The following is a 14,893-nucleotide window of genomic DNA, read 5'->3' as shown; positions in this document are numbered from 1 at the left end:
CGAACGAACCGTTCGCCACGCAATCCTCCCGCAAGCTCTCCGGCCATAGGATGAATCGGGTGCTCCAAAATTTGGAGCAATCTCCAAAAAGAGCGGTCGATCGACCGGTGTGAATTTCTCTTAAGCTAGCGTTTTCAATGATTTGTCTTGTGGCACAGGGGTTGCTGAAGCGGCGCGCGGATTGGCTGGAGCGCAGCAGGCATGAACTGGCAGGCAATCGTCGATTTCGACGGGACGATCTCACGCGAGGATACGACCGACCGAGTGCTGCAGCGTTTCGCGGGGCCGGGCTGGGAGGAGATCGAGGCGGATTGGGTCGCCGGCAAGATCGGCTCGCGTGAGTGCATGGAACGCCAGGTCGCCCTGCTGCACGCCTCGCCCGACGTGTTCGACACCTTCGTGTCCTCACTGGCGATCGATTGGGGCTTTGCCGCCTTCGTGCGGTTGGGTCAGCGCGCCGGCATTCCGGTCACCGTCGTCTCGGACGGGCTCGATCGCACCATTCATGCGCTGCTAGGCCGCGCTGGCCTCAGCGGCCTCACCGTCGTGGCCAACCATATCGAGCCGCTGCCCGGCGATCGCTGGCGGCTGAGCTCGCCGCATGCCGACCCCTCGGGCGGCTGTGCGAGCGGCACCTGCAAATGCCGCGTCGCCAGCAGCCTGAGTAGGCCGCTGACCCTGCTGGTCGGCGATGGCCGCTCCGATTTCTGCGTGGCCGGCCAGGCCGACCTCGTTTTCGCCAAGAACGGGCTGATCGCGCATTGCCGCGACAACGGCATCGGCCACCGCCCGTTCAACACCTTCTCCGAGGCCGTCGGCCTCCTCGAAACCCTGCTGTCGGACTCCGCGACGGAGCCGGTGGCCCCTGCCCGCAAGGACATGATCAATGGATGACGGCTTCACCCTGCTCGACCGCACCGAGCAGGTCGATCTTTCCGCTGCGCCTGCCGCGACACTCGCCGAGGAGGAGGCTCGCCTTCTCGCGCTCGAGGCCGAATACTGCTCGCATGGCGATACGGTCCATTACACGCAGTTCCCGAAGATCTTCTCGGGATGCGAGGGCTCGTTCATGCTCGATGCGGCGGGCAACCGCTTCCTCGATTTGCAGATGTGGTACTCGGCCGTCAATTTCGGCTACGCCAATCCGCGCCTGAACAATGCGCTGAAGCGCCAGATCGACACGCTGCCGCAGGTGGCGAGCCAGTATCTCCACCGCGAGAAGATCGAGCTCGCGGCGATGATCGCGAGGGATGCGCAGCGCAAATTCGGCGCCAAGGGCCGCGTCCACTTCAATGTCGGCGGCGCCCAGGCGGTCGAGGATTCGCTCAAGCTCGTGCGCAACGCCAAGAACGGCAAGAGCCTGATGTTCGCCTTCGAGGGCGGCTATCACGGCCGCACGCTCGGCGCCTCGGCGATCACCTCGTCCTATCGCTATCGCCGCCGCTTCGGCCATTTCGGCGAGCGCGCGCATTTCATCCCGTTCCCCTACCATTTCCGCGGCCCCAAGGGGATGAGCAAGGAAGAATACGGGCATCACTGCGTGCAGCAGTTCGCCCGGCTGTTCGAGAGCGAGTACAACGGCGTCTGGGATCCGAAGGTCCGCGAGGCCGAGTACGCGGCCTTCTATGTCGAGCCGCTGCAGGGCACCGGTGGCTACGTCATCCCGCCGCCGAACTTCTTTATCGAGCTCAAGAAGGTGCTCGACCAGCACGGCATCCTGCTCGTCGTCGACGAGATCCAGATGGGCTTCTTCCGGACCGGCAAGCTCTGGTCGATCGAGCACTTCGGCGTGCAGCCGGACGTGATCGTCTTCGGCAAGGCGGTGACCAACGGGCTGAATCCGCTCTCCGGCATCTGGGCCAAGGAGGAGCTGATCAACCCGACCGTGTTCCCGCCCGGCTCGACCCATTCGACCTTCAATGCCAACCCGCTCGGCACCGCCGTCGCGCTCGAGGCGATGAAGATGATGGAAGAAGAGGACTACGAGACCATGGTCATGGCCAAGGGCGCGTATTTCCTCGAGGGGCTGAAGGGGCTGGAGCGGCGCCACAAGATCGTTGGCGAGGTCGACGGCCTCGGCATGGCGCTGCGGATCGAGATCTGCGAGCCGCATGACAGCTTCACCCCGTCGAAGCGGCTGGTCGACTTGATGTGCGACGAGGGCATGAAGGCCGACCTCGAGGTCGGCGGCAAGCGCTATGGCCTCGTGCTCGACATCGGCGGCTACTACAAGAACGTCATCACGCTCGCGCCGGCATTGACCATGAGCTATGCCGAGATCGACCTCGCGATCGAGCTGCTCGACCAGCTCTTCGCCCGCGTCGCGAACGCCTGAGCGGAGACGGGCCTTGCGCCTGCGCGTGATCGATCTCGACGGCAGCGTGGCGGCTCAGGAGCCGCTGCGCCGGCATATCGACGCCGGTGCTGCCGCGCGCATCGAAGCCGCCGATCTCGCTGGCGCCCTGCGCATCGTCGCGGGTCGCCGGGCGAAGGCCGAACTGCTTGAGCGCCTTGGCCGCCAGGATGGCGAAGGGGAGGGAGCACCCGTCTTCTTCTACGGCTCCGGCGATTTCCATCACGTCACCTCGGTCCTGCTGAGCCGGGTCGAGGAGCCGGTCACGGTCGTCCATTTCGACAACCATCCCGACTGGGTCAGCTTTCCCGCCACGGTGAATTGCGGCTCCTGGGTCAATCGGGCGCTGGAGCTGCCTGATGTGCGCAAGGTCGTGACGATCGGCCCCTGTAGTGACGATCTCGTGCGGCCGGAATGGCAGTTCGCCAATCTGAGGGCCGTGGCCGAGGGGCGGATCGCGCTCTATCCCTGGCGGCATGCGCCCTCCCGGGTCTGGGGCCACTATGGCAAGGCCGACAGCTTCCGCCAGCAGGGAGGCCATCTGCACTGGCGCAACCTTGCGGAAGTGGATTGGTCCGGCTTCCTCGACGAGTTGATCGCTGCGATCCCGACCGCATCTGTCTGGCTGACGATCGACAAGGATGTGCTCGCACCGGCCGACGCCTGCACCAATTGGGACCAGGGCGAACTGCCTCTCGCTCATCTGCTGGCTGCGATCGAACGGCTGGCGAGCGAGCGCAAGATCGTCGGCGCCGATGTCTGCGGCGACTGGTCGGAGCCGCGCTTTTCCGATCCCTTCCGCGCGGCGCTGGCCTATTTCGATCATCCGCCGCGCTTCATGCCGACACCCGAGCAGCTCGCGATCAATGCCCGTGTCAATGCGAGCCTGATCGACTGCTTCCAGCGAGTGCTGTCATGAGCACCACCATCATCCTCTGGTTCGTGCTGTCGGTCGTCTGCGACGTTGCCGGCCAGATTTGCTTCAAGATCGGCGCCGACAGGCTGCCGCAGGGTGCTGATTTCCGCGCTACAGCCGCTGCGATGGCACGCTGCGGCTGGGTCACCGCCGGCATCGCAACTTACGTCGCCGAGTTCTTCATCTGGCTGCGCATCCTGGCGGAGGTGCCGCTCTCGATCGCCTTCCCGATCGCCAGCGCCAACTTCCTCGCCATTTCCCTGGCCAGCGCCGTCTTCCTCGGCGAGCGCGTCGGCCGCCGGCAATGGCTCGGTTCCTTCCTGATCACCTGCGGCGTCATCATCGTCGCCCGAACCGCCTGACGGACAGTTTCGATGACCATGCGCGATTTCAGCGTCCGCCTCGCTGGTGACCGAACCGGTTTCCTGCTCATCCACGGCCTCGGCGGCACGCCGACCGAACTGCGCTTCGTCGCCCGCGCGCTGCATCGCGCCGGCCGCACCGTGCATTGCCCGCAGCTCGCCGGGCATTGCGCCGGCGAGGCCGAGATCCTCGCCACCGGCTGGCGCGACTGGACGGACAGCGTATTCGCAGAGCTCGAGCGGATGCGCGCGATCTGCGACACGGTGATCGTCGGCGGGCTTTCCATGGGCGCGGTGCTGGCGATGCATGTCGCCGCCCAGCGTCCGGGCCAGGTGGATGGGCTCGCGCTCTATGCCCCGACCCTCTGGTACGATGGCTGGTCGATCCCGCGCTACGCCTTCCTGCTGAAATGGTTCATCCACACGCCGTTCGGGCGCAAATACCGCTTCGTCGAACGCGAGCCCTATGGGCTGAAGGATACCCGCACCCGTGCCCTGGTGGTCTCGTCGCTGGCGAGTGGAGACAGTTCGGAGGCCGGCCTGCTCGGCACACCGTCGGGCTCGCTGAAAGAGATGTGGGATTTGATTGCGGTCACGCGCCGGGAACTGGCCTTGGTCAAATGCCCGGCGCTGCTGGTCCATCCGCGCGAGGACGACATCGCCGATCTCTCGAACGCCTTCGAGATCCAGCGCAAGCTCGGCGGGCTGGTCGATGCGGTGATCCTCGACGACAGCTATCACCTGGTCACCATCGACCAGCAGCATGAGATCGTGATCGAGCGCTCGCTGGCGCTGGCGGCCCGGCTCGCCAAGGCGCGCATGCCGGCGGTGCCGCTGCATATCATGGCGGCCGAATGACCATGGTCCAGGGTCGTATCCTGGCTGGTATCGCGGATATCGCGCCCGCTGCCTGGGACGCCTGCCTTCCTGGCGAGGCCGAGTGCCACGCCTACTACAGTGCCTGCGACGCAGTCGCCGCGGAGAGCGGCGTCGGGCTGCGCATGGCGGCGGCCTGCGCCGAAGCGGGAGGGGAGGTCGTGGCGGTGGCGCCGTTCTTCCAGCTGAACTACCGGCTCGACACGCCGCTGCAGGGCAAGCTCAGGAGCTTCGGCGACGCCCTGTTCCGCCATGTGCCGGGGCTCGTCACCTTGAAGGTGCTCTGCGTGGGCTCGCCCTATGCCGAGCGCTGCCATCTCGGCTTCTCGCCGAAGCTCGATGCCGCCGGGCGCGCCGCCGCCTTCCAGGCACTCGCGGCCGCGCTGGAGCGGCAGGCTGCAGAGGAGAGGGCCCATCTCGTGGTCTGGAAGGACCTGGCGCCGGCCGAGGAAGACGGCTTTGGCGGGGCATTGCAGCAGGCCGGCTTTGCCCGGCTCGGCAGCCTGCCGGTCGCGCTGCTCGAACTGCCCTTCGCCGACGAGGGCGCCTATCTCGCCGCGCTCTCGACGGCGACGCGCAAGGACATCAGGCGCAAGCTCGCCAAGGCGGGCAAGGTGCGCATCGCCTTCCATACCGACATCACCGGGCTGGAGCCGAGGATCGACGCGCTCTACGAGGCGACGCGGGCCCAGAGCGGGCTTGATTATGGCGAGCTCGAAGTGCTGCCACCCGGTTATTTCGGCGCGGTTTCGCGGGCGCTCGGCGAGCGGGCGGTGTTCGTGCTCTACTGGATCGGCGAGGAGCTCGCCGCCTTCAACCTGCTGTTGGTCGAACCCGACCGGGTGATCGATAAATTCCTGGGCATGCGCTACCCGCTGGCGCGCGACCATAATCTCTATGCCGTCAGCTGGATGACGAATGTCCGCTTCTGCCTGGCGCGCGGCATCCACAAGCTCCAGAGCGGCCAGACAGCCTATGCCTCGAAGCTTCGCTTCGGCAGCCGGCTCGTGCCCTCGACCCTGCATGTCCGGCACCGGCTCGCGCCGCTGCAATGGGCGTTGCGCTCGCTGAGCCCCTGGCTCGGCTTCGAGCGCTTCGACCCCGACCTTGCCGCAATCGCCCGAAAGAAGGCCGCATGAGCAGCATCTCGCCACCGGCCACGACTCCATGGGCGCGCCAACTCGCGATCTGGATCGTCTTCGTCGTGCTCGATACCGGCACGCAGCTCGCCTTCAAGTGGGGTGCGGACGGGCTCGGAGACATGGATTTCGGCCTCGCGATGATGGCGAAGGCAGTGTCGCTGCCGGGAGTCTGGCTCGCCACGCTCGGCTACATCGGCACCTTTGTCGTCTGGATGGCGATCCTGCGCGACATGCCGCTCAGCCGTGCCTTCCCGATGACGGGGCTGGTTTATGTCACAGTTCCGCTGCTGGCCTGGCTCACCTTCGGCGAACAGATCGACCTGGTACGTGCAGGAGGAATCGCATTGATCATCGCAGGCGTGGTTCTGCTCGGGAGTGATGAATGAAGCGTGGAACTGGCCTGGCCTCGGTATTCGCAGCGTTGCTCGTGACGCTGCCGGCCCTTGCTGATCCGATGGCCGACGTCATCGGCCGTTGGCGCGATTCCGATGGGGAGTCGGAGGTTACGATCAGCCGCTGCGGGGCGGCACTGTGCGGTAGGATCGTCTGGCTGAAGCAGGAGCGCTTCGACATCTTCAATCCGAATGAGGCGTTGCGGCAGCGCTCTCTGCTCGGCCTCCAGGTACTCTCGGGATTCAAGCCGGCTGCGAAGGGGGCGCTTGAGGGCGAGGGTTACAATCCCGCCGACGGCAAGACCTATCGGACCACGCTCGAATTGACCTCGCACCGCAGCCTGGTCATGCGCGGCTGCGTGCTCGGCGGCCTGATCTGCGACGACGACACCTGGTCGAGGCAGCCATGATGTCGGTTGGGATGACGTCGCTGATCGGCGGCCGGAGGTGAATGGAACGGGTCCCGGCATGTCGATACGGATGACCTCGCTCAGGTTCAGGCTGGTGATCGGCTTCATGCTGGTCAGCGTGCCGGCGATGATGGCGTCCGCCTATATCGCGGCCAGGCTGATTTCGGACGCCTTCGAGGAGAATGTCGAGCAGTGGCTCGGCGAGACCTCGCGCTTCTTCGCGCTCGAGATCGCCGAGGCGACGCAGGAGGCGCAGCGTGTCGCCGGCGTGATCGGACATCGGCTCGAGCAGACCACCGACGACCACAAGATGCAGCGCACGGTCGAGCGCGAATTCGCGGTGCTGAGTTCGGTCGGCTACGATCTGATCGCGATCTATCGCCCCGGTGGCGACATCCTGTTCAAGACCCGCGACTTCAACAGCGTCAGTCCGCTGCCGGCGGAGACCAGCCTCGGCCTGTTCAGGATCGAGACTGACGGCAAACGCTGGATCATGGCGGGGGCGGTCCAGGCCGTGCAGATCGGCGGTCTGCCCGCCAACATCCTGGTCGGCACCTGGCTCGACGAGGGCTCCTTTGGCGGCATCAAGGTGGTGACCTCGCTGGAGATCCGGCTCTTCGCGCTCTTCAATGGCCAGCTCGAGCTGGTGATGCAGACCCATCCCGATCGTACGACCGCGGTACCGGCGAGCGTGCGCGCGAGGCTTGAGGCAGGAGAAGAGGGGGTCTTCGAGCCGGCGGCCGACGGGGGCGCCTATCGCGCTGCTTATTCCGGCCTGCGCGGCATCGACGGCGAGCTCGTCGCGATCAGCTTCATCGGCATGCGCAGCGAGGCGGGGTTCTTCGAGCAGCTCCGCCGGGAAAGCCTGTTCCTCGGTATCTTCCTGCTTGGCAGCGCGATCTCGATCGTCGTCGGCATCCTGACGTCGGATCTGCTGGTGCGGCCCCTGCGCGCGTTGACACAGGGCGTGCGGGCGATCTCGGCGGGGGATTTCGGCCAGCGCGTCTCGGCGGGTGGTGGGCGCGAGATCGTCGAGCTCGCTGCCGGTTTCAACGGCATGGCCGAGCAGCTCGGCAAGCTGCAGGACCTCGAGACGGAACTCAGGCGAAAGGACCGGCTGTCGGCACTCGGCCAGGCGGCGATGGTGATCGCCCATGAGGTGCGCAATCCGCTGGGGATCATCAAGACCTCGACGGAAGTCGTCCGCAACCGCGCCAAGCTCGGCGGCGCGGAAGAGAAGATGCTGGGCTATGTTATCGACGAAGTGCGTCGCATCGAGACCTTGGTGCGCGACTTCCTCGACTTCGCGCAACCCAAGCCGCCGGTGAAGGTCGAGTTGCCCTTCCGTGCGGTGATCGATCGTGTCGCGGCGATCGCAGCCCCGGAGTTCGGCCGCCAGAAGATCCGGCTGGCGATCGAGGACCGCAGCAATGGTGCAACCGTCCTCGGCGACCCCGACCAGCTGTACCAGGCCTGTCTGAACCTCATCCTCAATGCGATCGACGCCATGCCGGACGGAGGCATGATCCAGGCGACCGTGAGCGCCACTGGCGAGACCGTCTCGCTTACCATCCGAGATGAGGGGGCAGGCGTGCCGGAGGCGATCCACCACGAGATATTCAATCCCTTCTTCACCACCAAGGCCAAGGGCACCGGGCTCGGCCTCGCCAAGGTTCAGGCGGTGGCTGAGGCCCATGGTGGTACGACCTCCTGCGTCTGCGTGCCGGGGCAGGGAGCTGCCTTCGCCATCACGCTGCCGCGAGCGAAACCGAGAGTGGCTGCATGAGCCAGTCCATCCTGGTGGTCGACGATGAGGTGCGGCTTGCCGATGTGCTGGCGGCGGCTCTGGAGGACCTCGGCTACCGTGCGACGGCCGTGCACAGCGCGCGTGCTGCGCTCGCCGAGCTCGAACAAACTCGCTTCGATCTCGTCCTGACAGATCTGAGGCTGCCGGTGATGGATGGTCGGGCGCTGCTGCGCGAGGTCCGCAGCCGCTGGCCGGAAGTCCCGGTCATCATCATCACTGCCTTCGCGGCGGTGCGCGATGCGGTCGACCTGGTCAAGGAGGGCGCCTTCGACTACATCGCCAAGCCCTTCGAGATCGACGATGTCTCGGCCACGATCAGGCGGGCGCTGCGCCTTGCCGATGTCGTGCGCGACAATGAGCGGCTGCGCAGCGAGCTCGAAGGCCGCTACAGCTTCGATACGCTGATCGGTAACAGCGCCGCTTTCCGCCGTGTGATCGAACAGGTCACGGAGGTCTGCGAGACGAAGGCGACGGTGCTGCTCAACGGCGAGAGCGGCACAGGCAAGGAGCTGGTCGCCCGTGCGATCCACTTCAACAGCCCGCGACGCGACAAACCCTTCATCGCCGTCAATTGCACAGCGATCCCCGAGGCCCTGCTGGAGAGCGAACTCTTCGGCCATGTCAAAGGCGCCTTCACCGGGGCGCTCGCCAACCGGATCGGCCGTTTCGCTGCCGCCGATGGCGGTACACTCTTCCTGGACGAGATCGGCGACATGGCCCTGCCGATCCAGGCCAAGCTCCTGCGCGTGATTCAGGAGCGCAGCTTCGAGCCGGTTGGGGCGACCCGCACGCAGACGGTCGATGTCCGCCTGATCGCGGCGACGCACCGGGACATGCGCGAGGCCGTCGACGCAGGCAGCTTTCGCGAGGATCTGTTCTACCGACTCAACGTCTTCCCGATCCTGCTGCCGCCCTTGCGCGATCGCGCCGACGATATTCCGCTGTTGTCCTCGCATTTCCTGGCCGAGCTGGCGGAGGGGATGGGCAAGCGTGCGAGAGGCTTCTCGCCGGCGGCGATGGTGGCGATGACCGCCTATGACTGGCCCGGAAACATCCGGGAGCTGCACAACTGCATCGAGCGGGCGATCATCGTCACGAAAACGCAAACGATCGATGCAACTGATCTGCCGCAGGATCTGTTCAGCGGCAACCGCCGGACCGAGCGTGACGGGCTGCCGCGCGATCTCGACGTCGAGCTCGAACGGATCGAACGCGACTTCATCATCGAGGCGCTCAGGCGCAGCGACGGCGTGCAGGTCAGGGCTGCGAAATTGCTAGGCATAGCCGAGCGAAGCCTTTGGCACCGGATCAAGAAACTCGGTATCAAGCTGGGCCGCGCAATCGCGGACTGACGACGGGACACTGCTTTCCATGCCTGCCTCCACACGTCCCGAACCTCCTCGCCGCAGCCTGCGTCGTCGGCCCGTCACCCTCGTCGGGACCGCTGCTCTGCTTGCTCTTGCCGGCGGAGCTGCGCTGGCGAATGACGATGACGACAAGCGCGTCATGACGGACCCGGCTCCGGCCAAGGGCTGGATCATCACGCTGGGGGGCTCCTTCGAGATGGGCCCGAAATATGACGGGGCACGCTCGGCCGGCCCGTCCTTCATGCCATCGATTTCCTGGCGTCGGGCTGGCGAAGAGGCAGGCTTCAGCGCGCCCGATGATGGCCTCGACTACGCGCTCTACGAGACCGATCGTTTCAGCGCCGGCGTTGTCGGCAGCTATCGCGCCGGCCGTTATGCGAGCTCAAACCCCAGGCTCTTCGGCCTGCGCGATGTGCCCTGGACGATCGAGGCGGGCGCTTTTGCCGAGTATTGGGTGGTCCCCGACCGGCTGCGCACCCGCATCGAAGTTCGCCAGGGCTTCAACGGTCATCATGGCGTCGTCGCCGATCTCTCGGCCGATTGGGTGGAGCGGTTCGGCAGCTTCACCTTCGCCGTCGGCCCGCGCCTGTCGCTGGCGAGCGCCCCGTTCATGCGCCGTCAGTTCGGCGTCCTGCCCTATGAGGCTACGCTCAACGGCTTGGTCACTCCCTACAAGCCTGGCGGCGGCGCCAAGTCGGTCGGCCTTGCTTCATCGCTGGAATATGCGTGGTCGCCGAGCTTCTCCACGACCCTGTTCGCACGCTACGACCGCTTGGTCGGCGAGGCCGCCAAGTCCCCGCTGGTGGACACGATCGGGCAACGCAACCAGTTCTCGGTCGGCATCGGCGCGAGCTATTCCTTCCACGTCGGTGGCTGAGGGCGCGGTTCAGGGGACCAGGATCACGCCCGAGCTGGCGAAGGAGAGCCAGACCGGCGTGCCCGGCGCCAGCATGTCGTCGACATCGTGGCTGATGACGAAAAGCTCGCCGACGGCGGTCTCGATCATCAGGTCGAGATGGTTGCCAAGATAGGCGCATTTGCGGACGTTCCCGGGCAGTGCACCCTGGCTCTCATGGCACGAGACCAGGAGGCTCTGCGGCCGGATCGCGGCCTTGGCCGGCCCAGGCTGCAGGCCGCGCGCCAGCAGCGAGACGCTCGCCGGGCCGATCGCGACCGTTGCCCGCCCGTCCGCGACTGATTTCACGGCGACGTCGACCATGTTGGCATCGCCGATGAAGTCGGCGACGAAGGCGTCGGCGGGTTCCTCATAGAGCTGGCGCGGCGTGCCCTGCTGGGCGATGCGGGCATTCGACATCACGATGATGCGGTCGGAGACGGCGAGCGCCTCCTCCTGATCGTGGGTGACATAGGCGACGGTCAGATTGAGCGTCTGCTGCAGTTCGCGGATTTCCTCGCGCACGCGCCGGCGCAATTTGGCGTCGAGATTGGAGAGCGGCTCGTCGAAAAGCAGCACCTGCGGCTCCAGCACGAGCGCGCGGGCTACCGCGACGCGCTGCTGCTGGCCACCTGACAATTCGGAGGGGTAGCGCTTCTCGAAGCCCTTGAGGCCGACCAGCGCCAGCTTCTCCAGCGCCAGCTCCTGCGCCTTGGCCTTGGGCAGGCCCTTCACGGTCGGGCCGTAAGCGGCGTTGTCGAGCACGTTCATATGCGGAAAGAGCGCATAGGACTGGAAGACCATGCTGACGTCGCGGTCGGCGGCAGACAGCCTTGTGACGTCCTTGCCGCCGATCAGGATCTCGCCCTCGCTGGCGATCTCGAGCCCGGCGATCATCCGCAGCGTCGTGGTCTTGCCGCAGCCGGATGGGCCGAGCAGCGTCACCAGCTTGCCGGCCTCGACCGTGAAGCTGACATTGTCCACCGCCGTTACCGCGCCATAGCGCATGCTGACATTGCGGAATTCGACGGAGGCGGGGCCGGCCTTGGACATGGGAAGCGCTTATCCTTGTTTGATCGGCTCGGCGGCGGAGGAGGCAAGGGCGGGCGTGCCGCGTCGGCCGAGCTTGCGCTCGCCGACGCCGAGCTGGATCAAGCTGATGCCGATCGCCATGACCACGATCAGCACCGAGGAATAGGCGATGGCGAGACCGAACTCGCCGGCCTCGACCCGGCCGACGATATAGGCGGTAGCGAGATTGTACTCGGCCGAGACAAGGAAGATCACGGCGCTGACCGTCGTCATGCTGCGCACGAAGCTGTAGACCAGCGCCGCGACGAGAGCCGGGCGGAGCAGCGGCAGCACCACCCGCCAGAGCGTGGTGAAGCTGCGGGCCGAGAGCGTCGCCGAGGCCTCGTCCAGGCTCTTGTCGATCTGCGACAGGCCGGCGATGCCGGAACGCACGCCGACCGGCATGTTGCGGAAGACGAAGGCGATGATCAGGATCAGCCCGGTCCCGGTGATCTCGACCGGCGGCACGTTGAAGGCGAGGATATAGGCGACGCCGAGCACCGTGCCGGGAATGGCGAAGCTCAGCATGGTGGCGAATTCGAGCGCGCCGCGCCCTGCGAAGCGCTGACGCGTCAGCAGATAGGCGGTGAGCAGGCCGATCAGCGCGGTCAGCGGCGCCGAGATCGCGGCGAGCTTCAGCGTGGTGAAGAAGGACGGCCAGGCCGAGCCGTCGAAATAGAGGCCGCGGCTGAAATCGATCGAGAAGCCGGTGATGTAGTGCTGCAGCGTCGGCGTATGGTCGCGCCCCATCGTCTTGACGAAGCCGCCCATCAGGATGACGATGTAGATGACAGCGGTCAGCGCGACCCAGGGGCCGATGACGAGGGCGGAGATCCAGGTGATCCGGCGCGGCAGCGGCGTCGGCAGGCCGGAATCGCCTTTGCCGGTGACGGTCGTATAGGACTTGCTGCCAAGCCAGTATTGCTGGGCCCAGAAGGCGGCGAGCGCGAAGCCGAGCAGGACGACGGCGAGGACCGCCGCCTGGCCCTGATTATGCGCGGCACCGACGACCGCGAAGAAGATCTTGGTCGAGAGAACCTCGAAATTGCCGCCTAGCACCAGCGGGTTGCCGAAATCGGCCATGCTCTCGACGAAGCCGAGCAGGAAGGCATTGGCGAGACCGGGCCGCAGCAGCGGCCAGGTCACGGTCCGGAAGGTCGTCCAGCGTTTGGCTCCCAGTGTCTGCGAGGCTTCCTCCAAGCTCGGCGCGATGCCTTGCACGACGCCGATCAGCACGAGGAAGGCGATCGGCGCGAAGGCGAGCACCTGGGCGAGCAGAACGCCCGGCAGGCCGTAGATCCAGCGTGAGCGCGGCACGCCGAACCAGTCGAACAGGAATGTCGAGAATAGGCCGGAGCGCCCGAAGAGCAGGATCAGCGCCAGGCCGATGACGAAGGGCGGCGTGATGATCGGCAGCACCGTCAGCAGGCGCATCGCCCGCTTGCCCGGCATGCCGGTGCGCAGGATCAGCAGGGCGCAGGCGAGGCCGAGCAGGGTGGTGATGAGGCCGGTCAGCACGGCGAGGATCAGCGTGTTCCAGGCGACGCCGCAATTGGTGTTGGCGGTGAGGCAGCCCAGGCCCCAGATCGTCGGACTGAGGAAGCGCGTGACGAATTCGCCGAGCACGAGCGCGCCGCTGGAATCGACCAGCGCGCTGCGCAGGATCGTCGAGACCGGCAGGAAGATGAACAGCGCGATCAGCATGATGACGATGCCGATCGAGGACGTCGTGAAGATGTCGCCACGGCAGAGGCCGCGATAGGCCAGGCCGTGGCAGAGCAGCAGCAAGAGGGAGACTAGCGTCACCAGTGCGCCGAAGCCCATGCCGGGCTGGGCCGCGCCGGCTCCACCGAGCAGGGCTGCCAACGCCGGCATGCCCTGGTCTTTCAGCGTGATAGCAAAGCCTTGAGCGAAGAAGACGACGAGCCCGGCAAGGCCGATCCAGGCGAGGAGCTTGCCTGTCCCGGCATTCTCCTGCCGGGCGGCGAGCAGGCTGGCGAGGACGAGGGCAATGCCGATCGGCAGCAGCCAGGGCGCCGCTCCCGAGAGTGCGAGAGCGAGCGCCGTGCCGCTCTTGCCGAACGGGTACCCCGCGAGGCTCATCCCCTCGGGCAGATACCAGGGGATGAGCACATAGCCGAGCCAGCCGGCCAGCAGCGCAAGCCTCGTCGCGGGACGCATCGTCTCTCGCCTCTCGTCTCAGATGGCCGCGATCAGTCTGCGATCACTCGGGTGCTCACTTGGGGAGCGCCTTGATCTCCTTGTCCCACTTCGTCAGCAGGCGAACGCGCTCGGCCGAGGAACCGTATTTGACGAAGTCGTAGTTGATCAGCTTCATCTCCGACATCTTCGGGGCATGCGCCGGCACCGGCGCATTCTTGTTCGAGGGCACCTGATAGGACTTGGCTGGGGCCGCCAGCGCCTGCGCCGCCGGGGTCAGGGCCCAGTCGTAGAACTTCTTGGCGTTGTCTAGATTGCGGGCGCCCTTGACGATCGACATCGAGCCGATCTCGTAGCCGGTGCCTTCGCAAGGGGCGACGGCCTTGATGGGGTCGCCCTGTACGGCGAAGACGACGGCGTCGTGGATGAAGACGATGCCGACGGCGGTCTCGCCGAGGCTCGCCGCCTTGGCCGGGGCGGCGCCCGACTTGGTGTACTGGCTGACGTTCTTGTGCAGAGCGCGCAGATAGTCGAAGCCCTTGTCCTCGCCCATGAGCTGGACGACGGTCGCGAGCAGGTTGTAGGCGGTGCCCGACGAGTTCGGATCAGCGACCTGGACGTCGTCCTTGAGCTTGGGATCGAGCAGGTCGGCCCAGCATTTCGGCTCGTTCAAGCCCTTGGCCTTGATCTGCTGGGTGTTGTAGCCAAAGCCGAGCGCGCCGGCATAAATGCCCATCGAGCGCTTCTTGGCGGCGTTCCACTGCGCCAGCGCCCAATCGTGCATGTCCTTGTTGGCGGGCGATTCATAGTCCTGCGTCAGGCCTTCCTCGGCTGCCTGCAGATGCGGGTCGCCGGTGCCGCCCCACCAGATGTCGCCGCGTGGATTCGACGATTCCGCCTTGAGCTGCGCGTAGATCTCGCCGGCCGATTTGCGAGTCATCGCGACCTTGATGCCGGTTTCCTTCTCGAAGGCGCCGCTCATGGCGCGGCACCATTCCTCCTGCACGCCGCAATACATGACGAGCGAGCCCTGGGCCTGGGCCGGAGTGGTGGCGAAAGCAGCTCCGGTGGCCGCGGCCGCGAATAGTCCGACGCGAAGCCGGTTCAATGACAGCATGTCTTCCTCCCGATGTCTGGTTCTG

At 66.1% G+C, this 14,893-nt stretch carries 14 protein-coding genes; 11 read left to right on the top strand and 3 right to left on the bottom strand.

Annotated features, from left to right (window positions below):
- Positions 1–201 precede the first annotated feature (201 nt).
- From B6S44_RS09620 to B6S44_RS09575, 11 genes are read left to right on the top strand one after another with little or no spacing between them, the layout of a single operon-like run.
- The gene (locus B6S44_RS09620; protein ID WP_129156688.1) at positions 202–894 is read left to right on the top strand and encodes an MtnX-like HAD-IB family phosphatase; all 693 of its coding nucleotides are present in this window, start codon (positions 202–204) and stop codon (positions 892–894) included.
- Positions 887–2,335, top strand: a complete 1,449-nt coding sequence (locus B6S44_RS09615; RefSeq protein WP_129156687.1) for an aspartate aminotransferase family protein — start codon at positions 887–889, stop codon at positions 2,333–2,335. The genes B6S44_RS09620 and B6S44_RS09615 overlap by 8 nt, the downstream gene beginning before the upstream one ends.
- Before the next feature lie 13 nt (positions 2,336–2,348).
- Positions 2,349–3,272 carry an arginase family protein gene (locus B6S44_RS29310; RefSeq protein ID WP_164985775.1) on the top strand — a complete coding sequence of 308 codons (924 nt, stop codon included), beginning with the start codon at positions 2,349–2,351 and terminating at the stop codon, positions 3,270–3,272.
- Positions 3,269–3,631 (top strand): EamA family transporter, encoded by a 363-nt coding sequence (locus tag B6S44_RS29305; RefSeq protein WP_164985774.1) that lies wholly within the window; start codon positions 3,269–3,271, stop codon positions 3,629–3,631. Before B6S44_RS29310 ends, B6S44_RS29305 begins: the two co-directional genes overlap by 4 nt.
- 12 nt (positions 3,632–3,643) lie before the next feature.
- Positions 3,644–4,489 carry an alpha/beta hydrolase gene (locus tag B6S44_RS09605; protein WP_206735121.1) on the top strand — a complete coding sequence of 282 codons (846 nt, stop codon included), beginning with the start codon at positions 3,644–3,646 and terminating at the stop codon, positions 4,487–4,489.
- Positions 4,486–5,646: a GNAT family N-acetyltransferase gene (locus B6S44_RS09600; RefSeq protein ID WP_129156686.1), complete on the top strand. Its 1,161-nt coding sequence runs from the start codon at positions 4,486–4,488 to the stop codon at positions 5,644–5,646. Before B6S44_RS09605 ends, B6S44_RS09600 begins: the two co-directional genes overlap by 4 nt.
- Positions 5,643–6,035, top strand: a complete 393-nt coding sequence (locus tag B6S44_RS09595) for an EamA family transporter (RefSeq protein WP_164985773.1) — start codon at positions 5,643–5,645, stop codon at positions 6,033–6,035. The genes B6S44_RS09600 and B6S44_RS09595 overlap by 4 nt, the downstream gene beginning before the upstream one ends.
- The gene (locus tag B6S44_RS09590) at positions 6,032–6,451 is read left to right on the top strand and encodes a DUF2147 domain-containing protein (protein WP_129156684.1); all 420 of its coding nucleotides are present in this window, start codon (positions 6,032–6,034) and stop codon (positions 6,449–6,451) included. The genes B6S44_RS09595 and B6S44_RS09590 overlap by 4 nt, the downstream gene beginning before the upstream one ends.
- 58 nt (positions 6,452–6,509) lie before the next feature.
- Complete coding sequence (locus B6S44_RS09585; RefSeq protein ID WP_129156683.1) at positions 6,510–8,237, top strand: sensor histidine kinase; 1,728 nt, start codon at positions 6,510–6,512, stop codon at positions 8,235–8,237.
- Positions 8,234–9,610, top strand: coding sequence for a sigma-54-dependent transcriptional regulator (locus tag B6S44_RS09580; RefSeq protein WP_129156682.1), 1,377 nt, complete (start codon positions 8,234–8,236; stop codon positions 9,608–9,610). Before B6S44_RS09585 ends, B6S44_RS09580 begins: the two co-directional genes overlap by 4 nt.
- Before the next feature lie 19 nt (positions 9,611–9,629).
- Positions 9,630–10,502, top strand: a complete 873-nt coding sequence (locus tag B6S44_RS09575) for a MipA/OmpV family protein (protein ID WP_129156681.1) — start codon at positions 9,630–9,632, stop codon at positions 10,500–10,502.
- Between the two features lie 9 nt (positions 10,503–10,511).
- On the opposite strand, the gene B6S44_RS09570 is transcribed toward B6S44_RS09575, so the two are convergent.
- The 3 genes from B6S44_RS09570 to B6S44_RS09560 are packed head-to-tail and all read right to left on the bottom strand — an operon-like array spanning position 10,512 to position 14,868.
- The gene (locus B6S44_RS09570; RefSeq protein WP_129156680.1) at positions 10,512–11,573 is read right to left on the bottom strand and encodes an ABC transporter ATP-binding protein; all 1,062 of its coding nucleotides are present in this window, start codon (positions 11,571–11,573) and stop codon (positions 10,512–10,514) included.
- A 9-nt stretch (positions 11,574–11,582) separates the two neighbouring features.
- Complete coding sequence (locus B6S44_RS09565) at positions 11,583–13,772, bottom strand: ABC transporter permease (protein ID WP_129156679.1); 2,190 nt, start codon at positions 13,770–13,772, stop codon at positions 11,583–11,585.
- Between the two features lie 55 nt (positions 13,773–13,827).
- Complete coding sequence (locus B6S44_RS09560; RefSeq protein ID WP_129156678.1) at positions 13,828–14,868, bottom strand: ABC transporter substrate-binding protein; 1,041 nt, start codon at positions 14,866–14,868, stop codon at positions 13,828–13,830.
- Positions 14,869–14,893 lie beyond the last annotated feature (25 nt).

This window comes from Allobosea sp. Tri-44 (genome assembly GCF_004123845.1).
Taxonomy (GTDB): Bacteria; Pseudomonadota; Alphaproteobacteria; order Rhizobiales; family Beijerinckiaceae; genus Allobosea.
The sequence above is the reverse complement of the archived record's forward strand: the minus strand, read 5'-3'. Positions and strand labels throughout refer to the sequence as shown.